Genomic DNA, 24,951 nt, shown 5'->3' with positions numbered 1-24,951 from the left:
TATTTCGTGTAAATCTCATTAACTTGTTGAAATTTGCAACGTAGGAAGGGTTAGAAGGATGAGAAAAATTATTAGCGTGTTCGTTATTTTCTTTATGACGGGAAGTATCTTTGCTGGGGGAGCTGTTCATGCAAAAGCAGAAGGGAAGCATGAATGGAATACGAATAAATTTTTAAATATTGCACATCGCGGAGCAAGTGGACATGCACCTGAGCATACTTTTGCTTCTTATGATCTTGTGAAAAAAATGAAAGCGGATTATTTGGAGTTAGATATTCAGTTAACTAAAGATGGCCAGTTGATTGCAATGCATGATACAGTAGTTGACCGCACTACAAATGGTACAGGTGAAGTACGAGATAAAACATTAAATGAAATAAAGAGTTTAGATGCAGGATCTTGGTTCAATAAAGCTTATCCAGAAAAGGCTAAGCAAGAGTATGTTGGTCAAAAGGTTCCGACTCTTGAAGAAATCTTCCAAAAGTACGGAAGAAGCATGAAGTATTACATTGAAACAAAATCACCAGATGTGTATCCAGGAATGGAAGAGAAGTTGTTAGCGCTGTTACATAAATATAATTTAGTAGGTCAAAACATGTCTTCTAGCCGTGTTATGATTCAATCATTTAGTAAAGATAGTTTAACAAAGATTCATAGTATGAATAAAAATATTCCATTAGTTCAACTGCTTTGGTATTATCCAAATGAAAACAATGAGATTGTTGAATGGTCTGGCATTACACATGAACCGAAAAGTGTAACGAATGAAGATTTTCAAGAAATTAAAAAATATGCAGTTGGTATTGGACCGAACTTACGTAATGACAACGGAGAACTAATTATTGATGAGTCATATATGAAATTGGCTAGGAAAAATGGACTGTTAATTCATCCTTATACAATTAATGAGAAACCAGATATGAGATTGCTAATTAAATGGGGTGCTACAGGAATGTTTACAAATTATCCAGATCGATTACATAGTGTGTTAAAAGAAAAATAAAGTGAAACTTTAATCAGTGAGGGTTTTCTTCATCCCCCACTGATTATTAGTTGAACCAATCGGACTTTAATGGGCAGCCCGACCCCCACCTAACTTCTTTGCTTTCGCTGAATTTTGAGGTGGGGATCTTACTGCCCATTAAAGCGGGATAAATATTAGAAAAGGTATACCGATGTATTGGTATACCTTTTCTAATATGCTAGATGATAGAAGTAAGGTACCCCTTTTAAGATAACTCTCCAACAAACCAAATCTTTTTTTCAACGATTGTATCCTCATCATAAATGACTTCTTGAAAGTGCAACATTTGGGCAGTAGGACAAATTGAAATTTCCCATGCCTTCCAAAAATCAGATTCATTTGCAAGAGGAATCCATTTTTGAAATTCACTATTTCTATTAAAGAAATTATGAAAGTATCCCTCATTTTTAAATATAATGATTTGAGAATCCCACAAACTTTCTATAGAAATCAAAACAACAACTCGATATGTATGTGTATCAAGCGGTTTAATTTTTATTAAATGGTTTGCTTGATTTAATAGAGTTTGTATACATAATCGTTTTACTTTTCTAGGCGTTTTACACGAATCAATAAAAGCTTGGGAAACTGGTAAAGGTATATACCAATATTCATCGTTATAGAAAGTAGAAGGGAAAGTTTTTGTATGTTCTTCAATTCGCTTTATCATTGTGTTTGTTTTACGCTTCATCCCACGTATTTTCTTTTCACGCATTGTTAAATCATCTCCATAAATTTTTGTAATGCAGCTGAGTGATATATATCCTTTCTAGAGATAAAAGTAGTAGGAACTTTTTTGAATCTATTAGGTAAAGGATTAAATGATAAGTTATGTGCATGACCATTTAATATAGATTTCATCATAATTGCTACGCCCATATTTGATTTTACACAGGCGAGTATTGCTTCAATTGTTCCAAATTCTAATACACGTTTAGGCGAGATGCCTTCTTCTTGAAGCCAGTCTTCTAATAAACTTCTATAATAGCAACCGTGACTAAAAGCGAGTAAATTCATATCTTCTATATTTTTAAGAGAGGATAAAGGCTTTTTACTAATGAGAACTAATTCTTCTTCACGAAATACATTTGTATGAAGTTCAGTATGGTGAGTAGATCCTGCTATAAACGCTCCGTCTAGTTTTCGTTCTAATACAAGCCTAATTAGTTGTTCAGTCGTATTTGTTTCTAAAATCAATTCGACTTCTGGGTACTTCTCATAGTAGGCCGTTAATATAGAGGGGAGCCTTACCGCGGTTGTAGATTCTGTACACCCGATTTTTAAAGTACCTTTAGGATCAGTTCCATTACTTTGAACCGCTTTTATAGATTGATCCATTAAGTGGATAATTTGTTTGGCGTATGTTAATAAAATCTCCCCATTAGAAGTTAAAGTTACACCTTTTCCGTTACGATAAAATAAAGGTACACCTAATTCGTTTTCTAGTTGTTTCATACGCATTGTTACGCCTGATTGTACGTAGTTCAAATTTTTCGCAGCGTGAGAAATATTACTTTCCTTAGCAACTTCGTAAAATACAGTTAAATCTTTTATGTCCATGCATCTTCCCTCCGAAAAGGTATCAATTTTTTTGATGGATTATATGATGAACCTTTATTTTATATGATATCAGAACTTTCATACAATGGAAGGGGAGGGATGATGGTGTTAATTGAAAAAAGGATGAAAAGTAATCATAAGTGGGTTATGTTAATGTTTGCGACGATTGCTCAAACGACAGCGACACTTATAACATATGGTGTCGGAGCTTTCGCTTTATTTTGGAAAGAAGAGTATGGACTTACGAACATGGAGAGTGGATTGTTAGTAAGTGTTGTAAATGTGGGACCGTTATTTTGTATGCTTTTTGTCGGCCAGTTACTTGATCAATATAATGAAAAATTGTTAATTTCTATCAGTTCATTTTTGCTAGGGAGTTCGTTTTTACTAACTAATATAGTAAAGGGATTTAATGGTCTGTTATTTGTACTTTTATTCGTAGGAATGTTTTATAGTGTTTCCCAGCCAGGAGGAAGTAAAGTGATTTTAAAATGGTTTCCAAAAGAAAATCGTGGATTAGCAATGGGAATAAGGCAAGTGGGTATACCGATTGGCGGCGCGTTAGCGGGAGTGCTAATCCCATTTTTTACAATACAATATAATATGACTTACGCAATAAATAGTATGGCATGCATTTGTATAATGGGAGGATTATTATTTTTTATGTTTTATAAAGAGCCATATGTTCATGAGGATGCAAGGAAAGAACATATTAAAATTTCTTTTTGGACGCAGCTAAAAGTAGTGATACGTAAAAAAGAGTTGTATCCAATATATATAACGGGGATTTGCATGATTTCATTACAAATGGTGTTAGTTGGACACTTCATGAAATTTTTAGTAAGAGAACAATCTATTACATCTATTGTAGCTGGAACAGTATTTTCAGTGATGTTCTTCTCTGGAATGATTGGCCGTGTTGTATTAGCAGCTAGTAGTGATTTGTTTTATAAGAGTAATCGGCGCACGCCATTATTTATAGCTGTCTGTGCTTCTATCGGTTTAATTCTATTGTTAGTCATGGGCATACATACAGTAACGAGTGGAGTATTGTATGGTGTAAGTGCATTGTTAGGGTTCTTTTCAATTGGTTGGTTTAGTCTTTTTATCGTCGAAGTTACTGAATTGGCAAGTGAAGAATCTGTGGGAATAACAGTTAGTTTGGCACTTACATTCAATCAAATTGCGATTATTGTTGCACCAGTTTTATTTGGTTATATTGTCGATGAGAAAGGATATACGTATGCGTGGTTGTGTATAGTGATGTTATTAAGTATCTCGGCAGTGAGTTTATATCGTAAAAATAAAAAATAAAAGAAAGTTAGCAATGTAAATTTTTTATGAAGAAAGTCTAAAGAAATGCCGAATGAGCGACATTTCTTTTTTTATATGTTGTATAATCAAAATATAAATGAGATTCGTTTTCAATACCGTTCATTGCCTCTTTTGAAGTTGCCTGTAACTTTAGCCATAATCAGTTGTATTTCTGTATCGTTATGTGCATGATTTATTTTGTTTATAAATTTTTCAGCATCATTTCCTTTTAATATCATAATTTGTTTTCCATAATATTCAATTAAAACTATGTTGTTTTTTGTTACTCTGTAATGGAACATCATATCATCTAAACGATTGCGTTTATCAGTATTTTTCATGTTTATAACTCCTTTTTGATAATGTGCAACAAATGTTACATAAGCTGTTGAAATTATAGTAGAGTGTATCCGATTGTAAGGTGGAAATTTTGCAAGAAAGAAATACAATAGAGAGTAGCCAAAAACTCAATGTGAGAAAAAGGAATCTAGTTTAATTAGGTGAATAATAGATAGGTAATATTATAAGTATTTGAAAATTAACAGATATAGAATAGAATGGATGCGCGTTAAGTGAAACTAGATAAAAGAGGGTTCCTAATATGCTAAAGAAATGGTTAATTGTTTTCTTTATTTTTGCTATTTTTTGTGGGAGTGTCGTTGCACTAATACATGCAAATAAAGGTAAGAAATATGATATAAAGGCATTTTCTAATGTAAATAGTAAGCAAAAGGACGGTATGCAAGAAGTTGATGCAAATGAGAAACAGCGCTATGAAGTTATAGCTGGAAAACTAGATCAATATTTAAAAGATAAAGGATTTAATGGGAGCGTTCTTGTAGCTAGTAAAGACCATGTAATTTTACGAAAAGGTTATGGGTATGCGAATGTAAAAGATAAAGTAGTAACAACGCCAAGAACGAGATATCGCATTGGTTCAATTACGAAAACAGTCGTTGCCATATCTATTATGCAGCTAAAGGAAAAAGGTAAATTAAATATTGAAGACAATGTAAATAAATATATTCCATCGTTTCCAGCAGATAAAAACATTACGTTACGAAATTTGTTAACACACACGTCCGGGTTACCAGATCAAGGGCAAGGTAGGGTGAATGCGGCGTCACGATTAAAGTTAGTAACATGGATTGGAGCGCAAAAATTGCAATTTCCTGCAGGGACAGGGTGGAAATATACAGACTATAATTATATGGTACTTGCGTATATTGTAGAAAAGATAGCAAATAAACCGCTCGCTGAATATGTGAAAGAAAATATTTTTACTCCCGTTGAAATGCATGAATCTGGAATGGGTGCAACTCTCCCTGAAGATATTTTTTTAGCAGAAGGTTATACGAGAAAAGATAATGAGTTAATAGCTACACCTCGCTTAAAAATGAACTGGTTGTATGGGTGTGGTGAGATGTATACGACTGTTGAAGATATGAAAAGGTTAGATGAGGCTATTATGGATGGGAAATTGCTCTCTAAACAAAGTGTATTAGATATGTTTACTGCATCACCTGCAAGAAAATATGGATTTAGTTTCTATACGTATCCAGATTATTATCATAACCACGGGGTATTAGCAGGTTGGAATACTTTTAATAATTTTAACTGGGATAAAAAAACGTTCGTCATATTATTCTCTAACGTTCAAAATGGTATGAATGATACATTTAATCAAGAGTTTAGGAAAATGGCGAATGATTTAATAGAAGGAAAATAATAATTTTAAAATCGGTATTGATATGTAATTATCAATACCGATTTTTTTATTTCGTAAAGTTATGCTTGCTGAAGAAGTAATTATGAAAGGGTGATATTAGAATAATTTTGTATAGGAATTTAAATGATATGGATGTTAAATATAGGAAAGTTGCTGCGTGAAGTTCATCTATTTGTATTGAATTTATGTGGAAAATCAATTGGGAAATTTTACATCGATAAAAAACTTGAGCTTCACACTATGTGAAGCTTTACATTATTGAAGTAACGAACAGGAGGTTAGAAAAATGAAAAAAGCAGTAAAGTTTTGTTTAATAGCTACATTATCTACAGCGATTATTAGTGGATGTTCTTTTGAAGGGAACAATGAAAATGCTAAAGGGAAAGAGGAGGAGAAAGTAGAGGTACAGAAAACCGCCGGGAAATATATGATGCCAGATGAAACAGATAAACATGAAGGTACATGGCTGCAATGGCCTCATGAATACACGTATGGTGAAGAGTATAAGCGGGAGGTTGAACCGATTTGGGTTAAGATGGCAAGTGCCTTAACTGAAGGTGAGAAAGTCCACATTGTTGCATACGATGAGGAGGAGAAAGAGCGAATCAATAAGCTTTTAACAGACAAAGGACTGAATATGGATAAAATTGATTTCTTTATCGCTCCTACTGATGATGTGTGGGCACGAGATAGTGGACCAATTTTTGTTTATGACAAGAATAAAAATTTAAAAATATTAGACCCGGCATTTAATGGATGGGGAAAGAAAACGCCGTACAAAAATGATGCTCGTATACGTGAAAATGTGAGTAAACAAGCAGGGATTGAAAGAATTGATTGGGGGAAATTTGTCCTTGAAGGTGGCGCAATTGAATTAGACAGCAACGGGACTGCTTTATTAACCCGGAGTGCTGTAACGAATAAAAATAGAAATCCTGATTTATCGGAAAAAGAAATTGAAAAATATATAAGTGATCTTGGGGTGTCAAACTTTATTTGGTTAGATGGAGTACCTAATTTAGATATCACGGATTTTCATATTGATGGATTTGCTAAATTCCATAATAAATCTACCATTGTAACGATGAAAGAAGATGACCTAGCCGAATGGGGTTTATCTAATAAAGATATGGATACATTGTTAGATGCAAAAAATGCTTCAGGAAAGAAATATAAGTATGAATACTTACCGCTTAGTAAAGAAAAAGTTGTATTAGAAAATGGAAAAACTCTCGATTATAAGGGGGCATATATCAATTATTATATTGGGAATACAGTGGTATTGGTGCCTAATTATAATGATCCAAATGATAAAATCGCAAACGATACGATTCAGAAATTATACCCAGATCGTAAAGTAGTTGGTATTGATGTGAGAGAGCTTTATAAAAATGGCGGTATGATTCATTGTGTGACGCAACAACAACCCGTTAGTTTGAAGTAGTAAGTGGAAATATAACTATCGGCAGGGATGTCCCATAGTCGAACTTTTGGCTAGGTGACATTCTTTTTTATTTGTATAAAAGGGAGTAAAGGTGTTGAAAGAAATTATCTTAATTAGCTTCATAATGATTGGATTTATGATTTTAGCATTTAACTGTATACTTTCATAATTTTATAGATTAAAAAGGAAGAGGTTTTTGAAAATAGGGTTCATTACAATTATTAAATATGTATATATTAAATCTTTGTCAATAGCCAATTTAAGGCTTAACGACGGCTTTATATTTTTTATATAAATATATAATATTTCTCCGTGCTATAATCCATTCAAGAAATGTGCACGTTTTAAAAATTGTAATGAAAAGTGAAAAGTATTGAGGAAGAGCTGGCTACTTAATTATTATAAAAAAGTGAGGGAAAGAAAATGGAACACAAACAAAAGGGAATTATTTTTACTGCGATACCAGATGAATCAAATGAATATTATGAACCGTTTTATGAAGAACTTATTTATTTTAATGAAAATTTAAATAAAAAAAAGGGAGCTACAGATCAATTTATTTCTTTATCTGTTGAAGAACAAGACTTTCATACAAGCTTTTTTGAGTATGATGATATTTGGCTAAGAGATGTAGCGCCAGTTGTAACGAATCATCTTGTTAAATTTAAATATCGACCAAATTATTTGCCAGATGATCAAGGGCGATATTTAGACCAACAGTTTAATAAATGGTTGAAAAAGAACGACTTTGAATATGTGAAATCTCCATTGATATTAGACGGTGGAAATCTTATTTGGAATAAAAAAGATACTGTTATATTAACGGAACGCATATTTGATGATAATGATGATTGGACGGAAGAAGAAATTATAGAGCAACTAGAATGGGATTTAGATGTGAGCCGAGTTATTATTATTCCTGCTGAAGAAGGGGACGTACTTGCACATGCAGATGGAATGGTTAAATTTATTGATGCACATACGATGTTTATTAGTGATTTTTTAGGGGATCATGAATTTAGATATAATGTTCAAGAGATTATTCAAGAGCAAATGCCAGAAGCTAAATTTATAGTTGTTCCATCGTCATATACAGAAAAGGGACAATATGATGAAGAAATAGCATCGGCAAAAGGGTTGTATATAAATATGTTTGAAACATGTGATACGATTTACGTTCCTAAGTTTGGATTAGCTAAAGATAGGGAAGTTTTACGACATATTCAACAGTATACGGAGAAACAAGCTATTCAAATTCATGTAGGAGAAATATCGACAATGGGAGGCGCAATAAATTGTTTAACGTGGTATTGTCCTCATCATTTGTTACCTTCAAAAATGAAAAGATTGAACAATCAGAATGAAGAATTTTCAGTTAGGAAAATTTTTGATTGGTTTTAAAATAAGAGTATAAGAAAATGTATTCAAGGGGTAAGTATATGTATACAATTACTGAGTTTTCGCGGATTTGTAAAATGAGTACACGGATGCTAAGGCATTATGACAAAGAGGATATATTAAAACCAGCATATGTGAAGCCGGAAAATGGGTATAGATATTATGAGCAAGGGCAGTTAGATATAGCGTTGAAAATAAAAAAGTTAAGGGAGTATAAGTTCCCGCTACCGAAAATTAAAATCATTTTGCAGTCGTCAGATCAAGAGTCGTTTGTGAAACATATGCAAGCACAAATTATAGAGTTATCTCATGAGGTGAAACAAAATTTACAGGTTATTTCAGAAATGAATGAAATGGTAAGTATGAATAATGGTTTAAGTATCGCTCGCCATAGAAATTACGATATATTAATTGGAATGAGAAATGAAATAACAGTAATTGCTCAAAGATTGCAAATAAATATAGATGATATGGATGATTATTATTATGACTTATATGAAAAAGTACAAAAGAGTAACTTTCAAATAGCCGGTTCGCCCTCTACAGTCTTTTATGATGAAGAGTATATTCCAAATAAAAGTGATATTGAATTAAGAATTCCGGTCATGTATAGGAACAATAAAGATGTAGTACAAGAATATGAAATAAAAAAACTAAATCCGCATCAAATCGTTACTACTATGCATTATGGAAGTTATGACTATATAGGTTACGCTTATATAGCATTAGAAAAATGGATTGAAAGAAATGGTTATGTAATAGAAGATTCGCCATATGAGGTTTACGTAAAGGGACCTGAATGTGATTGTTTAGTAGAGGAGTATGTGACACAAATTTGTTTTGTAGTTGTGAGAATAGAATGAGGATAAAGTAATTCAAATGATAAAAGCAAGCAGAGTATATACTCTGCTTGCTTTTTATAATGCTGAAAACTCTTCAACAAGTGAGCTAAAACGGTTTAATGCACTTTCAATTGGTTCTGGCGTAGTTAAATCAACTCCAGCTTTTTTTAGTAGATTTAATGGATAGTCAGAACTTCCACCTTTAAGGAATTCAATATAATGTTTTTGAGCATTTGGATCGCCGCTTAATAACTTATCAGCAATTTGGATTGCAGAAGCGAATCCAGTTGCATATTTGTACACATAAAATGGACGATAGAAATGCGGTATTCTAGCCCAGCCGTATTTTACTTCTTCGTCAAATACGAGGGATTCACCATTATACTCTCTAAACAAGTTTTCATAAACTTCGCTAAAGACTTGAGCATTTAATGGTTTACCTTGCTGCGCCATTTCATGTGTGATTTTTTCAAACTCAGCGAACATAATTTGTGTAAAGAAAGTGCCTTTAAATTTGTCGATAAAATGGTTTACTAAATGGTTACGTACATTAGAATCTTTTGCTTCTTTTAATAAATGATGAATTAGTAGCACTTCATTTACTGTAGAAGCGACTTCTGCAACAAAAATAGTATAGTGTGCAGAAATTCTTGGTTGGTATCCGTGTGAGTAGTGCGTATGCATACCGTGTCCACATTCATGAGTAAGAGTGAAAAGGCTATTTAAATCATCGTGATGATTTAAAAGAATGAAAGGATGAACACCGTATACACCAAAGTTATAAGCGCCGGAACGTTTTCCTGGCGTTTCTCTCACGTCAATATAACGTTTATCTTTAAAGCTTTTTAATGTTTCAATATATTCTTCACCTAATGGAGCTAGTGATTCAATCATGATGTCAAACGCTTTGTCATATGGAATGTCTTGTTTTACACCTGTTACTAAATCAACGCTCAAATCGTACTGGCGTAGTTCATCTACATGTAATTTTTCTTTTCGAAGTTCATTATAAGTATGTAGTGATTGAATGTTTTTTTTCGTCGTATCAATTAAATTTTCATATACTTCTTTCGGAACCATGTCGCCAAATAATGATTTTTCTAAAGCTGATGGATAGTTTCTTATCTTTGAAACAGTAACATTATTTTTAATAGCAGCAGATAAAGTAGAAGCGATAGAATTTTTTAATTGAACGTATGGTTTGTAATAAGCTTTATAGGCTTCCTTACGTTTTTCGCGATTTTCATCTTCTATTAACTTTGCATACATTCCGCGTGTTAAATTTACTTTCTCTCCATCATCAGTCGTAATTTCACCAAATAGAATATCTGCATTATTTAACATGCCGTATGTATGCTGAGGAGAGGAAAGTGCTTCGCCCATTTGTGATAAAATCTCTTCTTGGTCCTTATTCAATACGTGTTTTTTATAACGGTATAATTCAAATAAGTCTTCTTTATAATATTGTAAGCCTTCTGCTTCTTCTATGTAAGAATGTAATGTGTCTTCATCTATGCTAAGTAAGAATGGAGAAAAGAAAGATTTAGCCGCACTTACTTTCACATGTAATTGTGACACTTTATCGACAAGAGATTGAGCGGCAGTATCGCGCGTATCAAGGTCAGATTGTAATCGTGCATAAGCGAACATTAAAGATATTATGCTAGATATTTCTTCACTCTTTGTTAAATAAGCTAATAAGCTATTGCCATCGTAAATATTTCCATTAAACTCGTGTAATTCTTTCGTTAATACTTTAATTTTATGAAAATCGCTTTCCCAGTCTTCAATGCTATGGTAGATATCCGTTAAATCCCATTTTTCTTTATCATCTACTTGTAGTCGATCTTTAAGTTCAGTCATAATCATTTCCTTTCTAAATATGTAGTTATATTCCTATATAACTATGAAATACAACAAATTGCAAAAAATCCCTGCTGGAAAATGAAAAGCCTTGCTTAAAATGGCAAGGCTTAAAAATTTATAACGTAATTCCGAATTTAGAATGTAAAAGATTTTTATACTGTACATCTGTAACGTGTTCTTTCGTTTTTTTACCGTTGGTCGCTATTGTCAGACTATCCTTTGTTAAAGATGCATGCCCATCTTCAGTTAGTTTTACAATAAGAGGTACTTTGTTAAATGGTGAGCCCTTATGTTCAACGATAATTTTTTGTGCCGCATTTGCTTTTTCTTCATTCACTTCTTCTATATAAAATGTATAACCTAAAGTCCAATCATCAGCTGAAGATTGATCCAAAAACGCATTGTTTTTACGCATCTCTAAAATATAGTTTCCCTTTTCGGTTATTTCTTTACGAATACGATAATCGCCTGTGACGGAGTGAGTGACTTCACCTGAGAAAGGGACAGGTGCAAGAGGTAAGTATGATCCGAATCCTACTTCAATTAAATAAAGTTCATTATGATGTGTTAAAACAGTTGCGATGTGTCCAGAATCAACAGCCCATGTAGAATTTGCTGCATTGTACACTGTTCCTGAAACGAGATGAACATCAAATCCGGCGTCTTTAAGGAAGTAATATATAGTAGGATTGAGCTCATAACAAAGACCGCCACGGTTGTTTACTAAAATTTTTTCTTTTAGATTTTCTTTTGATATTTCTGTAAAGTTGTTTTGGAGAATATTTAAGTTTTCAAAAGGGATGGTTTGTGCCATCGCGTACATAATGTTAGGTAAATCTTCAAATGAAACTTTGTCTTTTTCTTCTATATGTAATCTCGCAAAAAATTGTTTTTGAAAGTCCGTCATAGAAATCCCTCCGTTATGCTTTTATAGATAAATTGTAAACAATCTTGAATTAGATGTGAAATGAAAACTACTTTGAAGTATTTGTTGAATATGTGAAGTTAGACAAAAAATAATATGGGAGAGTGAGAGATTGCTACTTTACTAATTGTAGAACGAATATTATAATAATTTCGATAAACTATGCAAACGTTTTCTTGAAAGGGGATGGTGTAAATATGTTGAAAAGAATAATGGTAGTCGGTTTGTCGGTTGTTTTGTTTTTACCTAGTATATATGGGGGGAGTAAAACGTATGCAGATACTGTTAACAATGGAACGTTAATGCAGTATTTTGAGTGGTATGCACCGAATGATGGGAATCATTGGAACCGTTTGCATTTGGATGCTGGAAATTTAGCACAGAAAGGAATTACATCTGTCTGGATACCGCCTGCATATAAAGGAACTACGCAAAATGACGTAGGATATGGAGCGTATGATTTATATGATTTAGGAGAATTCAATCAAAAAGGAACAGTGCGGACGAAATATGGGACAAAAGCACAGTTGAAATCTGCAATTGAAGCTTTACATAAGCAAAACATTGATGTATACGGTGATGTAGTTATGAATCATAAAGGTGGAGCAGATTATACTGAAACTGTAACAGCTGTTGAGGTAGACCGTAACAATCGAAATATTGAAGTATCAGGTGATTATGAAATTAATGCATGGACAGGGTTTAACTTTCCAGGGCGTGGAGATGCTTATTCTAATTTCAAATGGAAATGGTATCATTTTGACGGAACGGATTGGGATGAAGGAAGGAAATTAAATCGAATTTATAAATTTAGGGGGATAGGTAAAGCATGGGACTGGGAAGTGTCTAACGAGAATGGAAATTATGATTATTTGATGTATGCAGATCTTGATTTTGATCATCCAGATGTTGCGAATGAGATGAAAAATTGGGGGACGTGGTATGCGAATGAATTAAATTTAGATGGCTTTCGTTTAGATGCTGTTAAACATATTGATCATGAATATTTACGTGATTGGGTAAATCATGTCAGGCAGCAAACAGGAAAAGAAATGTTTACGGTGGCTGAATATTGGCAAAATGATATCCAGACTTTAAATAATTATTTAGCGAAAGTCAATTATAATCAATCTGTATTTGATGCACCACTGCATTACAATTTTCATTATGCTTCAAAAGGAAATGGGAATTATGATATGAGAAATATTTTAAATGGAACAGTAATGCAAAATCATCCTGCACTTGCAGTTACTCTCGTCGAGAATCATGATTCTCAGCCTGGACAATCATTGGAATCTGTAGTAAGTCCGTGGTTTAAACCGTTGGCATATGCATTTATTTTAACTCGTGCAGAGGGCTATCCTTCAGTTTTCTATGGTGATTACTATGGGACAAACGGAAATAGTAGTTATGAAATTCCAGCGTTAAAAGATAAAATTGATCCGATTTTGACCGCACGAAAAAACTTTGCATATGGTACGCAGCGTGATTATTTAGACCATCCAGATGTAATTGGATGGACAAGAGAAGGTGATAGTGTACATGCGGATTCTGGTCTAGCAACATTAATCTCAGATGGGCCAGGAGGATCAAAGTGGATGGAAGTTGGAAAGAATAACGCAGGGGAAGTATGGTACGATATGACGGGTAATCAAACAAATGCTGTAACAATTAATAAGGACGGATGGGGGCAGTTCCATGTAAGTGGAGGATCAGTTTCCATATATGTTCAGCAGTGAATTGGTGATAAAAAAGAAGAGGAAGACTGAAATATAAGTCTTCCTCTTCTTTTTATATTGTTATCATTCCTAAATTTTTATTTTCATAAATGAATTAGTCGACTTTTAAAACAACGAGAGATGCGTTGGAATAAATAATATCACCCGTGGCTTCTCTTATTCGTACTCGAAGAACGTCTCCTTGGGTTAAAGGTAATAAATCAGTTCTGGCGGATGTAGCTCTTACCCCAGAACCACCACCAACTCGTGTTTCAATTGTGAATTGAATGGAATCGTTTATTGTAAGATTTAATATACCGGACGAAATAGCTTGTATCGCAAATACGATTGAAAAGGATACAGAATATACACCAGTGGTATTAATTGTAATGGAGTTGCCTACTGGGTTTAGAGTAGTTCCACTAACAGGTCCTGGAATGGTGAAATTAACATTTGTATTAACTACTGCTGAAAAACCGATACCTATTTCAGAAGTTATTGTTCCAAATATGGGCAAGGTCACTAAACCGGTTGCTCCAGTGGGACCAGTTATTCCAATTCCAGTAGGACCTGTCCCCCCGGTGGGACCAGTTGTTCCAATTCCAGTAGGTCCGGTCCCCCCGGTGGGACCAGTTATTCCAATTCCGGTAAAACCTGTCGCACCGGTAGGTCCTGTGATTCCAGTAGGTCCGGTAGGTCCGGTAGGGAATGTAAATGGTGGAATTGGTGGTAGTGTGGGGCCAATTAAATCTGGTTCAAGAGCAGGTCCATGTAAAATAATATATTGTTCGTTCATATAGTAACCTCCTATGATTGCTTGTCATAATTATTAAATGTATTAGGGAAAGTAAATGACATTCGCAATAGCGGAGGCGTTTATTAAATTTTTTCGCAGTGAAATTAAAGTGGTTATTTTAAGGTTGGAGACAATAAAAAAACGTATTGTGATTGCTATAGAGTTAAATATTAGTATGTTTTTAACGGATTTTAATAGAGATTATATTTGCTTTACGATAAAATGAATTTAGTGTAAAATTACACTTTAAGTGTAAAATGATAATAAATGGGTGTTTTTATACTTGTGGTTATTAAAAGAAGCACTTTATATAAACCGTAATTTAAAATCGATAAGGACACTTCTATATAGGAAGTAGTAGCAAAAGGAGAGGCAATATGAAAAGAACAATAATGAAATATAGCATAATGTTTAGTTTACTACTATTAACATCATGTGATATATCGGATGAAGAAATTGAACAAACAGCACAAAGTTATACAAAAGCTGAGTATGGTATGTCTGTTAAATTAAATAGTGTTGAAACACTGGATAATGGAAAAGATTTCCTTGGTCCGAAGTGGCGGATAGTTACTGTACAGCAAGTCGATGAACCGTATTTGCGATTTCAAATTTCTTTCGAGGGACAAATCTCTCCAAAAGTAAATAATGATAACTATAAAATAAAAAAAGAAGCAAATAATTTACAAGAAAGATTCAATACATATTATGAAAAAAGAGAGAATAATACTATGATTATTTTCAATCGAATACAGGTGGGGGATACTGTTTTCGATAAAAATGAAGAGAAAGAAATAGCGAAGAAAAATTTGAAGCAGTATTATACAGTAGTTTTTAGAAGTAATACTGTTTTAGATGTAAACAATCCTGTACATATGGAAACAGTAGCGGAGGCTGCAAGAAGTGTAAGGGAATTCAATAAAACGATTGAAAATAGTAAGAGTAGTGTGGGAGAGATAACGATCCAGTTACCCAATATTAATGAGGATGTGTTACAACATATTGCGGTAGAGCATTTAGTAACGGCTGAAGATGCGAAAAATACCTTTGAGAAAAGAAATGAGTATATAAAGATTTTGCAATCCATCAAGTAAAAGCGTATTATTAGAAAAAATTTCCTTAGTAAGGTGTGAAAGGTAATAGTCTGACACCTTTACTTCTCACAAAACATATAGTATGATGATTTCAGTAAATTAGATTTCAATGACTATAATATAAATTAATGAGAGGTGCTTTTTGTGAGTGCGGTAGGTACTAAATAGGAAAAATTTAATGAAATAAATCGGATAAGAACAGGGGATTTTTATGTATACCATACCCCTAATTTTGTCATGGATTTATTTCGATACCTATGAAGATACCTACAATACTTTATAAAGCGTGTAATAAGGGGATTGCCAGCTGTTTTTAATGGCTTATTTCCTCATATGTTATTACTTATGCCTTGTAAATGTAAAAGCTGCGGTATCCCCGCAGCTTTTTTGTATATATTTTTAATGTATAAAAATGGTAATTGAATCATGTAGGGCTCATTGGAATCTAATGGGTAGGTATCTTCATTTATGATAAAAATCAATCATAGTGAGGAGAAACAAAATGAATAAGATGACTTTTGAAAAGTTACAATATAACGAATTAAAGGATATAGTGAAATCTTATTGTGTAAGTGGATTAGGTAAGGAATTATTAAATAAATTAGAACCGAGTACGAGTATAAAAGTAGTGAGGAATCGCTTGAATGAAACGACGGAAGCACGAGCTATAGTAGATGCAGAAGGGCATGTTCCTTTCTTCGGCATTTCAAATATTGCTAGTACAATTCAAAAATTAGAAAAAGGGATAATTTTAGATCCTGAAGAGTTAGTAAGTGTTTCAGACTTTTTACGCGGTTGTAGAAAGATTAAAAAGTTTATGTTAGATAAAGAATTTTTTGCGCCAGTATTAGCTTCTTATGCAAATTCAATGACTGAATTTAAAAGTATTGAAGAGGAAATTAATTTTTCCATTAAAGGAAATAGCATTGATGCAGCTGCTAGTAAAGAGCTAAAAAGAATTCGAAATAACATTGGTTCGGTAGATGGAAAAATAAAAGAACGTTTAACGAAGTTTTTAAATAGTAGTACGAATAAGAAGTATATTCAAGAATTCTTTATTAGTAAGAAGGATGATAGGTATACAATTCCAATTAAATCTTCTTATAAAAATCAAGTTGCGGGAAGTATAGTGGAAGCGTCAGCTAAAGGTTCTACTGTATTTATAGAACCGCACACAGTTACAAAGTTAAATGCGGAACTCGCAAGTTTGAAAGCAGAAGAAGCGATGGAAGAGTATCAAATTTTAGCGACTTTATCAGGCATGGTAGTAGAAAATATTTATCATATAAAGATTAACATGGAATTGATTAGTCAATATGATATGGTATTTGCGAAAGCGAAGTTTAGTAAATCAATCGATGGAATAGAGCCGAAGTTAAATGATCATGGCTACATCCATTTAGTAAATTGTAAGCATCCGCTTTTAAGTGGAAAAGTAGTACCGTTACACTTTGAAATCGGTCAAAACTACCGTAGTTTAATTATTACAGGACCAAATGCGGGCGGGAAAACAATTGTATTAAAAACAATCGGATTGTTAACTTTAGCGACAATGTCAGGATTGCATATTGCTGGAGATAAAGAAACAGAAATTGCTATTTTTGAAAATGTATTTGTAGATATTGGAGATAATCAAAGTATTGAAAACGCACTAAGTACATTTTCATCTCATATGAAAAATCTATCTGAAATTATGAGGATTTCAAATAATAATACGTTGCTACTATTTGATGAAATAGGAAGCGGGACTGAACCGAATGAAGGGGCAGCACTTGCAATTTCTATTTTAGAGGAGTTTTATCTTGCGGGATGTATTACAGTTGCGAGTACGCATTATGGTGAAATTAAACGCTTCTCAGAAATGCACGATGATTTTATGAACGCAGCAATGCAATTTAATAGTGAGACACTAGAACCGCTTTATAAATTAGTGATTGGTAAATCAGGTGAAAGCAATGCACTTTGGATTGCGAATAAAATGAACGTAAGAGAACGTGTACTTCAAAGAGCGAAAGAGTACATGGAAAATAAAGAATATGCTCTAGAAAAAGTGAATGAAAGTAAAATTAGAAAACCAAAATTTGTGCAGGAAAAAAGAGAAAACCATTACGAGTACAAAATCGGCGATCGTGTAAATTTATTAGATTATGATGATTTTGGTATTATCTATAAGGAAATAGATAATTTCTATAACGTCGTTGTATATTATAACGGTGAATTCGTTGAAGTAAACGTAAAACGTATTACGTTAGAGGTAGCGGCGAAAGAATTATACCCAGAGGGATACGATGTAAATACACTATTTGTCGATTATAAAGAAAGAAAAATGCAACATGATATAGAGCGCGGATCGAAAAAAGCGCTTCGTAAAATCCAAAAAGAAATAAGAAAGAATAGAGGATAATATAGAATGGTAACGATTAGACAAGAGCAACAAAACGATTATAGAAAAACAGAAGAAGTGGTACAACAAGCATTTTTACATGAAGAATTTAGTGATAAAACAGAACATGCACTTGTAAAACGTATTAGAGAATGTGACGCGTTTATTCCTGAATTATCAATCGTTGCAGTAGATGAGGAAATCGTTGGTCACATTATGTTATCCAAAATTACGATTGAACAGGATGGAACTTCTGTAGAATCGTTAGCACTTGCACCGGTTTCAGTTGCTAGGGGTCATCAGAAAAAAGGAATCGGCGGGAAGCTTATTGTAGCTGCGTTAGAAAAAGCGAAAGAACTAGGATACGGATCGGTTGTAGTGTTAGGACATCCAGAGTATTATCCGAAATTTGGTTTTAAGAAAGCAAGTGAGTGGAATATAAAAGCACCATTTGAAGTGCCTGAAGAGGTATTTATGGTAGTGGAATTAAGAGAGAATGCTCTTGAAGGTGTAGAAGGAGTTGTTCAGTATTCGAGTGCGTTTTCTGAGTAGGAATATCAGCTAAGCAATGTAATCATAAAAGATGCTATTTTTTTGTAGAGGTATACAGAAAGATAGCTTTTTTATTAAGCAAATTCACTTACGTATATTTTGCTCAATGAATAATTAAGGTGGTAAAATTGATATAGAAATGTAAAGGGAGAGAATATGATGAAGAATCGAGAAACTGTTAGCAATGAGAATGTAGTTACGTTATATGTTACGAGACATGGTAAAACGATATTAAATACGAATCATCGCGCGCAAGGTTGGGCAGACTCTCCATTAGTAGCAAAAGGTGTGGAAGTTGCCTCGAATTTAGGAACAGGATTAAAAGATGTTCAGTTTGCGAATGCGTATAGTAGTGATAGTGGCCGAGCGATTGAAACTGCTAATTTAGTATTAAAATATAGTGAGCAATCAAAATTGAAACTAGAGCAAAGGAAAAATTTACGAGAATTAAATTTTGGTATTTTTGAAGGTGAAAAGCTTGAAAATATGTGGGATGTGGTTGGAAAAGCTGCGGGCGTTACATCACCAGAAGAACTCATGAAGTTTTCTATTCAAGAAGTGATTAATCTGATTAGAGCAGCAGATCCAACGAAACAGGCGGAAGATTGGGAATTATTTTCTACTCGTATAAAAGTAGAGATTGATAAAATTAGTGAAGAAGCTGCTGCAAATGGAGGCGGCAACGTTTTAGTTGTTGTTCATGGGCTTTTGATTACTGCATTAATTGAAATGCTAGACAGTAGTAAAACAAAACTCGGAGTGGAAAATGCTAGTGTGACGAAGATTGTATATAAAGACGGAACATACACAGTTGAGTCGGTTGGAGATATGAGTTATGTTGCAAAAGGGAAAGAAAGTGTGGAAATATAAAAATAAGAAAAGGAAGATAGAGAAATCTAGCTTCCTTTTTTAATTGGAACGATTATGGGATTAATAAAATCTTCCCTGTGCTTTTTCTGCTCTCTAATAATTTATGTGCAAGAGCGCCATCTTGTAAGGAGAATGTAGTAGGGCTCGCAATGTTTAATTTGCCAGTAGCAATCCAATCAAATAATTGAGTAGATCGCTTTTTACGTTCTTCATACGTAGTAAGCACGTTCCAAAGGTCTCCGCCAGTTAAAGTTTTTGAAGTATCCATAAGCATACGCGGATCAACGGGCGCAGGATTACCGCCGGCCATTCCGTAAAATACGACAGTACCACCAGTTTTAGTAGCATTAAAACTTTCCTCTAATGTAGAACCTACTGATTCATATACAACATTTACTCCATCACCATTTGTTATTGCAACTACTTTTGTATGCCATGCTTCCGTATATAAAAAAACGTGATCAGCACCAGCTAATGTAGCTATCTTTGCTTTTTCTTTAGATGACGTTAGGCCGATTACTTTTCCGCCTAGTAGTTTAATTATTTGAATAAGAAGTTGCCCAACACCGCCAGCTGCTGCGTGTACTAAAGCTATATCACCTCGTTTTATTTCATAGCTATCTTTCGTTAAATAATGTGCTGTTAGACCTTGTAATAAGACAGAAGCGGCTGTTTCAAAAGAGATAGAATCTGGAAGCTTAATTGCTTTCTCAGACGGAACAGCAACTAGCTTTGCATTTGCAAATGGGACATCAGCAAATGCAATACGGTCTCCAGGATTAATATTTGTAACGTCAGCTCCTACTTCTTCAACAATACCAGCCCCTTCATAACCTAATATATAAGGCGGATTGCCAGCGAGATGATAATCACCGCGGCGTCTATAAATATCAGCAAAATTTAAACCGATTGCTTTTGTGCGTACAAGAATTTCATTTGAATTTATTATTGGATCATGTATTTCTTTATATTGTAGTACATCCGGATTTCCGAACTGTTCGAAACAAAGTGCCTTCATATGGAATACCTCCATTTTTATTGTTTGTCGATGCTCTTTATCATACAATACAAATATCGATAGACAAAGAGGATTATTTCGATGAAATCAATCGGAAATTACGATTGAAAAGAGGGATGATAAATGGAGATAAAACAATTAATTACATTTAAAATAGCCGCGGACACTTTGAATTTTACACAAACTGCGAAGAAATTAAACTTTGCTCAATCGAGCGTAACAGCGCAAATTAAAACGTTAGAAGCTGAGCTAGGTACGCCGTTATTTGAAAGATTAGGAAAACGCCTTTTCTTAACTGAAGCAGGAAGAAAGTTTCAATTATATGCCGACAAGATGATTGCACTCAGTAACGAAGCGAAAATGGCTGTGAAAGATGATGAAGAAATAGCAGGTACGTTAATAATTGGTGCGCAAGAAAGTCAGTGTACATATAGGCTTCCTTCCATATTAAAGAGGTTTAAGGCACAATTTCCTCAAATAAAGCTTATATTTAAACCAGCGCATTCCAATAAAGATGCGAAGGAACAATTGATGGAGGGAAAAGTCGATCTTGCATTTATTTTGGATGAATGTAAAACAGAAGATGCTTTACATGTGGAGCCGCTTATGAAAGAAGAATTGAAAGTAGTAGCTGCTTCAGGACATCACTTACTCGAGAAAGCTTCCGTTTCTATAAAAGATTTAGAAAGTGAGACGCTGTTGCTAACAGAGCTAGGGTGCTCGTACCGAACTTTATTTGAAGAGCTACTTCGTACAAAAGATGTGTATCCAGCAAATAAAATTGAGTTCGTTAGTGTCGAAGCAATTAAACAATGTGTGATTGCAGATTTAGGAATAGCTGTGTTACCAGCAATAGTAGTAGAAAAAGATATAAGAGAAGGGACGATAAAAGAGTTACATTTAGAAAATGAAATCTCACCGATTTATACACAAATTGCTTGGCATAAAGATAAATGGATGACAGCGCCACTGCAGCAATTCATTGATGTGACGAGGGAGTTTTTTACAACAGATTAAGTGGAGAAATATTTATTTTATATAAAAGCAAAAATGGCAAATTTGTATAAAGAATCGATGCTTGCATGTAACAAGTATCGGTTCTTTTATGTTTTAAATGAAGAATGCTATAACATGTGTATTTCTCAACTTTTTTTCTTAGACGGATACGTAAATTTTTTCGTATATTCCAATAATCATAAGGAAATTTACAACGTTTAGTCGTTTCTGTAAGATGCCTCTAGGAAGCATGAAAGGAGGGGCGTACATAGGGGATAGATTGTCTTTATTATACGTACTTATTTTGAAGGGGGAGATTTACAATGTTTAAAAAGTTAATGAAAGCATGTGTGTTAAGTGTAGCGAGTGTAGGGGTATTATTTAGTTTCCAAGGAAGTACATTTGCGGCTACTGATTTAAGTAGTTATTATGACGGGAAAAATCCAGCAACAACGAAAGTATACGGAGGTAGTACAACATGTGATGCAGATGGATTTAATGCAAAGTCTACAGCCGTGTACGAAGGGAGTAAAAAAGTTGGGACAGTGTATTTACGTTACAGCAATAAATGTCATGCAGCATGGGCTAAGTTTGTATTAGATCAACCAGCACCAGCTGTTTCTGGAGGAGTGTATGCGTACGCTGTTGTGAATAAATACAAAAATGGTGTATTTCAAAAATCAGTCACTTCTAATCAGGGAAACGGCACAATAAAAACAGGTCAAACGAGCACGTATACAGGAATGGTATTTGATTTAACTGCTGATTTCGGATACACAGCAGATGCTGAAGCAGTTACGTTTAATAACGGTTACGGGAAAACAGCACGTTATTAATAAAGGAGTGAAATTATATGAAGCTATTAAAAAAGGTGAGTGCATGTTTATTGCTATCTTTACTCGTTGTAACTAGTATGTTTAGCATGACTAATAGCGATAAAGTATATGCAGAAAATCATTCGTATGATGGGAAAAGTCCGTATTACAATAGCTGTGATCAATCAGCAGTAACGAAAGAAAAGAAGTGGATTGATTCCAATTCTTATGTGGAATTAAAATTTAGCACAACGTGTAAGACAGCGTGGGCAAAAGTTACAGTAACTCGTGCAGCAATTTATAATAACGAAGCTGATGCAAGAATTGTAAGAAAAACAGATGGAAAGGCATATACTTGCGGGAGTGCTGGAGGAAATGGAGTTGTGAATAAAGGGCAAACATCATGCTATACGCCAATGGTATATGATTTAGATCCAAGAAAGGCACAGGCGCAAGGGAAACATGCTATTCCGAATAGTGATGCATATAATTATGCGGAGACTATTTGGTATTAATAAGATTATAAATGCGTTAAGAGCTGTTATTTGATATGAAAATGAAAGAGCCTTACTGCATTTTACTGTGGTAAGGTTCTTTAAAGTTGTTTAATAGCTTAAGACATTCATTTAAAATGGCATATTTTTATAATCATTTTTAAGTATTGCCATAATAATTTCATCCGAGTATGCATCGTTATAAAATAAAGATTGACGTAAAGTTCCTTCTTTTATAAAACCAACTTTTTCATAAGCTTTAATTCCGCGTAAATTATGGCTAAATACTTCTAACTGTAAACGATTTAATGATAGTTGTTCAAAAACAAATCTTAAAATTATTTTAATAGCTTCAGTTCCATAGCCTTGTCCTGTTACTGCTATTGAAAGCATTGATATTCTGAACCCTGCTCTTTTATTCTCTTCATTAATATCTAAAATCGACAATTCTCCAATCATTTCGTCAGTGCTTGTTAAACAAATAGCAAAATCATAGCGACTTGAATCATTATTTATATGATCTATATGTGTTTTAATTTGCTCCAATGAAAAAGTAGACTTGGTTCCAGTCATATATCTTATTTCATCATCCATTGTACTTTCTAATATAATAGGCGCATCTAGCTGACAAAGTGGCCTTAAATAAATTCTTTCCCTTTCTAATCTCATTATAATGTTCTCCTTAAGGTTGGTGATAGAGTATATAAATATTATTGCTCTACATGGAAGAAGAGTTTTGTTTTTTGTATTGTTTGAAAAGTATGATTCTTACTTTTATGTTACATGAATTTTATAATGATATGGTATACCTAAAACAAATGATAAAAGTTTTATACACGACAAAATGTATCAACAAGTTTTTTAATGATCGAATTAAATAAGATCTGTATCAGGAGGATTGTATCCAAGGTGACGAGCCATGGATGCAATTTGTCCTTTATGATGAAACTCATGTGTTTCTGTATGAGTTAAAAGCCATAGAGGTGTTGTGCTCCAAGGTTCTTTTTGCCATTTCACTTCATTTGCAATATTTTCGAGCCAACGGTCATTGTATTCATCTAAAAAACGTTGTACAGTTTCATCTACTAACTTAAATCTAGCACGGACTTTCGTGACATCTGCATGCTCAATTTCATAATCGCTAGCAAATGAAAAATCTGCCCGTTTTTGCTTGAATGCGAATGATCCAAGCCAGTATCTGTAGCAATCGGCTACATGAATATGTGTCTTTATAATGCTACCGCTCCCGAAATTCGGAATAGTGCTATGTAATTTTTTTAGTGGGATTTCTTCCAAAAACGAAAATAGAGTTTCTCTTGTAGAGCTAATAAGATTATATTGTTGTTTTAAAATATGTAACATGCAAGTACACTCCTCTTTTATTTACATAGTAAGTAATTCTATATTTACGAGGAGTGAACCTTTTTATTATTTTTAATAAGCATATTAGATGTATTTCTTATTTGTTTCTGATAGATTAAACAAGGTGAAACTTTAATAAGTTGAACATTCTTAGTTCATAATAAATTGTACATGAAGAAGGGGAACGATAAAATGAATAGACTAGTTGGCTTAAAACAATTTGAAATAACGCGCGGTGCATTACTTACATTTATGGAGACGCTAGATGATAAAACTGCAGATACGCAGCCAGAGGGTTTTAACAATACAATTCGCTGGCATATCGGTCATGTGTTAACGGCAGCAGAAGTTTTCATGTTTGGAAAAGAATTCAAACAATTACCAACGGAATATCCAGGTATGTTTGGATATGGATCAAGACCATCTAAATGGACAACAGCAGGACCATCGTTAGAAGTGTTAACGGTTCAATTAAAAGAACAAGCAAAACGTATTAAAGAAATTCCAGCAGAAGCATTTGAAAATAAACTGCCAGAGCCGTTCCTAGGACTAGAAACAGTTGGTGAGCTTTACGGTATGATGCTTTATCATGAAGCAGATCATATTGGTCAGATGAAGGCGATGGAACGTATTATTAAAGCTCTTTAGTCTTAATTGCATATAACGAGCAATACAGGTGTAATGTTAAATAATATATACAAAAAAGGTAGATAAATTATTATCTACCTTTTTTGTATAACTTCTTGAAGGA

24 protein-coding genes are annotated in these 24,951 nt (G+C 33.7%); 15 read left to right on the top strand and 9 right to left on the bottom strand.

The window, feature by feature from the left end; genetic code table 11:
• Positions 1–58 precede the first annotated feature (58 nt).
• On the top strand, positions 59–1,003 hold the full coding sequence (locus VF726_RS18925; RefSeq protein WP_440171111.1) for a glycerophosphodiester phosphodiesterase: 945 nt from the start codon (positions 59–61) through the stop codon (positions 1,001–1,003).
• Between the two features lie 226 nt (positions 1,004–1,229).
• Here the strand turns inward: VF726_RS18925 and VF726_RS18920 are convergent, their stop codons facing one another.
• Entirely contained in the window at positions 1,230–1,739 is a 510-nt protein-coding gene (locus VF726_RS18920) for a DUF3916 domain-containing protein (RefSeq protein ID WP_440171109.1), read from the bottom strand.
• 2 nt (positions 1,740–1,741) lie between these two features.
• Positions 1,742–2,584: a LysR family transcriptional regulator gene (locus VF726_RS18915; RefSeq protein ID WP_440171107.1), complete on the bottom strand. Its 843-nt coding sequence runs from the start codon at positions 2,582–2,584 to the stop codon at positions 1,742–1,744.
• Positions 2,585–2,683: 99 nt separating this feature from the next.
• On the opposite strand from VF726_RS18915, the gene VF726_RS18910 reads away from it, so the two are divergent.
• Complete coding sequence (locus tag VF726_RS18910; RefSeq protein WP_440171104.1) at positions 2,684–3,898, top strand: MFS transporter; 1,215 nt, start codon at positions 2,684–2,686, stop codon at positions 3,896–3,898.
• Positions 3,899–4,008: 110 nt separating this feature from the next.
• On the opposite strand, the gene VF726_RS18905 is transcribed toward VF726_RS18910, so the two are convergent.
• Positions 4,009–4,239, bottom strand: coding sequence for a hypothetical protein (locus VF726_RS18905; RefSeq protein WP_440171102.1), 231 nt, complete (start codon positions 4,237–4,239; stop codon positions 4,009–4,011).
• A gap of 260 nt (positions 4,240–4,499) precedes the next feature.
• Here VF726_RS18905 and VF726_RS18900 point away from each other — a divergent pair, with 260 nt between their 5' ends.
• The 4 genes from VF726_RS18900 (at position 4,500) to VF726_RS18885 (ending at position 9,332) form a co-directional block, all read left to right on the top strand.
• Positions 4,500–5,627, top strand: coding sequence for a serine hydrolase domain-containing protein (locus VF726_RS18900; RefSeq protein ID WP_440171100.1), 1,128 nt, complete (start codon positions 4,500–4,502; stop codon positions 5,625–5,627).
• Between the two features lie 286 nt (positions 5,628–5,913).
• Positions 5,914–7,071, top strand: a complete 1,158-nt coding sequence (locus VF726_RS18895; RefSeq protein ID WP_440171098.1) for an agmatine deiminase family protein — start codon at positions 5,914–5,916, stop codon at positions 7,069–7,071.
• A gap of 423 nt (positions 7,072–7,494) precedes the next feature.
• A complete protein-coding gene (locus VF726_RS18890; protein ID WP_440171096.1) occupies positions 7,495–8,472 on the top strand; it encodes an agmatine deiminase family protein in 978 nt (325 codons plus the stop codon).
• Between the two features lie 38 nt (positions 8,473–8,510).
• Entirely contained in the window at positions 8,511–9,332 is an 822-nt protein-coding gene (locus VF726_RS18885; RefSeq protein ID WP_440171093.1) for a MerR family transcriptional regulator, read from the top strand.
• 54 nt (positions 9,333–9,386) lie between these two features.
• Here the strand turns inward: VF726_RS18885 and pepF are convergent, their stop codons facing one another.
• Both pepF and VF726_RS18875 read right to left on the bottom strand, forming a co-directional pair.
• Positions 9,387–11,174 (bottom strand): oligoendopeptidase F, encoded by a 1,788-nt coding sequence (gene pepF / locus VF726_RS18880; RefSeq protein ID WP_440171091.1) that lies wholly within the window; start codon positions 11,172–11,174, stop codon positions 9,387–9,389.
• 118 nt (positions 11,175–11,292) lie between these two features.
• Positions 11,293–12,084, bottom strand: coding sequence for an arylamine N-acetyltransferase family protein (locus VF726_RS18875; protein ID WP_440171089.1), 792 nt, complete (start codon positions 12,082–12,084; stop codon positions 11,293–11,295).
• A 215-nt stretch (positions 12,085–12,299) separates the two neighbouring features.
• Between VF726_RS18875 and amyS the strand changes: the two genes are divergently transcribed.
• Entirely contained in the window at positions 12,300–13,841 is a 1,542-nt protein-coding gene (amyS, locus tag VF726_RS18870; RefSeq protein ID WP_440171087.1) for an alpha-amylase, read from the top strand.
• Between the two features lie 94 nt (positions 13,842–13,935).
• Here amyS and betA read toward each other — a convergent pair whose 3' ends face one another.
• Positions 13,936–14,616, bottom strand: coding sequence for a collagen-like exosporium glycoprotein BetA (gene betA, locus VF726_RS18865; RefSeq protein WP_440171085.1), 681 nt, complete (start codon positions 14,614–14,616; stop codon positions 13,936–13,938).
• Positions 14,617–14,993: 377 nt separating this feature from the next.
• On the opposite strand from betA, the gene VF726_RS18860 reads away from it, so the two are divergent.
• The 4 genes from VF726_RS18860 to VF726_RS18845 all read left to right on the top strand — a co-directional run bounded on the left by VF726_RS18860 (position 14,994) and on the right by VF726_RS18845 (position 19,515).
• Complete coding sequence (locus VF726_RS18860; protein WP_440171082.1) at positions 14,994–15,710, top strand: hypothetical protein; 717 nt, start codon at positions 14,994–14,996, stop codon at positions 15,708–15,710.
• Positions 15,711–16,212: 502 nt separating this feature from the next.
• Positions 16,213–18,114: an endonuclease MutS2 gene (locus VF726_RS18855; protein ID WP_440171080.1), complete on the top strand. Its 1,902-nt coding sequence runs from the start codon at positions 16,213–16,215 to the stop codon at positions 18,112–18,114.
• A 6-nt stretch (positions 18,115–18,120) separates the two neighbouring features.
• On the top strand, positions 18,121–18,645 hold the full coding sequence (locus VF726_RS18850; protein ID WP_440171077.1) for a GNAT family N-acetyltransferase: 525 nt from the start codon (positions 18,121–18,123) through the stop codon (positions 18,643–18,645).
• Positions 18,646–18,804: 159 nt separating this feature from the next.
• On the top strand, positions 18,805–19,515 hold the full coding sequence (locus tag VF726_RS18845) for a histidine phosphatase family protein (protein WP_440171074.1): 711 nt from the start codon (positions 18,805–18,807) through the stop codon (positions 19,513–19,515).
• Between the two features lie 52 nt (positions 19,516–19,567).
• Here the strand turns inward: VF726_RS18845 and VF726_RS18840 are convergent, their stop codons facing one another.
• Positions 19,568–20,533, bottom strand: a complete 966-nt coding sequence (locus tag VF726_RS18840; protein WP_440171068.1) for a quinone oxidoreductase family protein — start codon at positions 20,531–20,533, stop codon at positions 19,568–19,570.
• A 123-nt stretch (positions 20,534–20,656) separates the two neighbouring features.
• On the opposite strand from VF726_RS18840, the gene VF726_RS18835 reads away from it, so the two are divergent.
• The 3 genes from VF726_RS18835 (at position 20,657) to VF726_RS18825 (ending at position 22,859) form a co-directional block, all read left to right on the top strand.
• The gene (locus VF726_RS18835) at positions 20,657–21,550 is read left to right on the top strand and encodes a LysR family transcriptional regulator (protein ID WP_440171066.1); all 894 of its coding nucleotides are present in this window, start codon (positions 20,657–20,659) and stop codon (positions 21,548–21,550) included.
• Between the two features lie 302 nt (positions 21,551–21,852).
• Positions 21,853–22,365 carry a YjfA family protein gene (locus tag VF726_RS18830; protein WP_440171064.1) on the top strand — a complete coding sequence of 171 codons (513 nt, stop codon included), beginning with the start codon at positions 21,853–21,855 and terminating at the stop codon, positions 22,363–22,365.
• Between the two features lie 17 nt (positions 22,366–22,382).
• Positions 22,383–22,859: a DUF2690 domain-containing protein gene (locus tag VF726_RS18825; RefSeq protein WP_440171061.1), complete on the top strand. Its 477-nt coding sequence runs from the start codon at positions 22,383–22,385 to the stop codon at positions 22,857–22,859.
• Positions 22,860–22,970: 111 nt separating this feature from the next.
• Here VF726_RS18825 and VF726_RS18820 read toward each other — a convergent pair whose 3' ends face one another.
• Together VF726_RS18820 and VF726_RS18815 are read right to left on the bottom strand one after the other, a co-directional pair.
• The gene (locus VF726_RS18820) at positions 22,971–23,507 is read right to left on the bottom strand and encodes a GNAT family N-acetyltransferase (RefSeq protein WP_440171058.1); all 537 of its coding nucleotides are present in this window, start codon (positions 23,505–23,507) and stop codon (positions 22,971–22,973) included.
• A 204-nt stretch (positions 23,508–23,711) separates the two neighbouring features.
• Positions 23,712–24,200 (bottom strand): DinB family protein, encoded by a 489-nt coding sequence (locus VF726_RS18815; protein ID WP_440171055.1) that lies wholly within the window; start codon positions 24,198–24,200, stop codon positions 23,712–23,714.
• Between the two features lie 171 nt (positions 24,201–24,371).
• Here VF726_RS18815 and VF726_RS18810 point away from each other — a divergent pair, with 171 nt between their 5' ends.
• A complete protein-coding gene (locus VF726_RS18810) occupies positions 24,372–24,848 on the top strand; it encodes a DinB family protein (RefSeq protein WP_003267195.1) in 477 nt (158 codons plus the stop codon).
• The last annotated feature ends 103 nt before the right edge of the window (positions 24,849–24,951 follow it).

The organism is Bacillus sp. Brlt_9 (genome assembly GCF_051948935.1).
Lineage (GTDB): Bacteria > Bacillota > Bacilli > Bacillales > Bacillaceae_G > Bacillus_A.
This window is presented reverse-complemented; position numbering and strand designations above follow the sequence as displayed.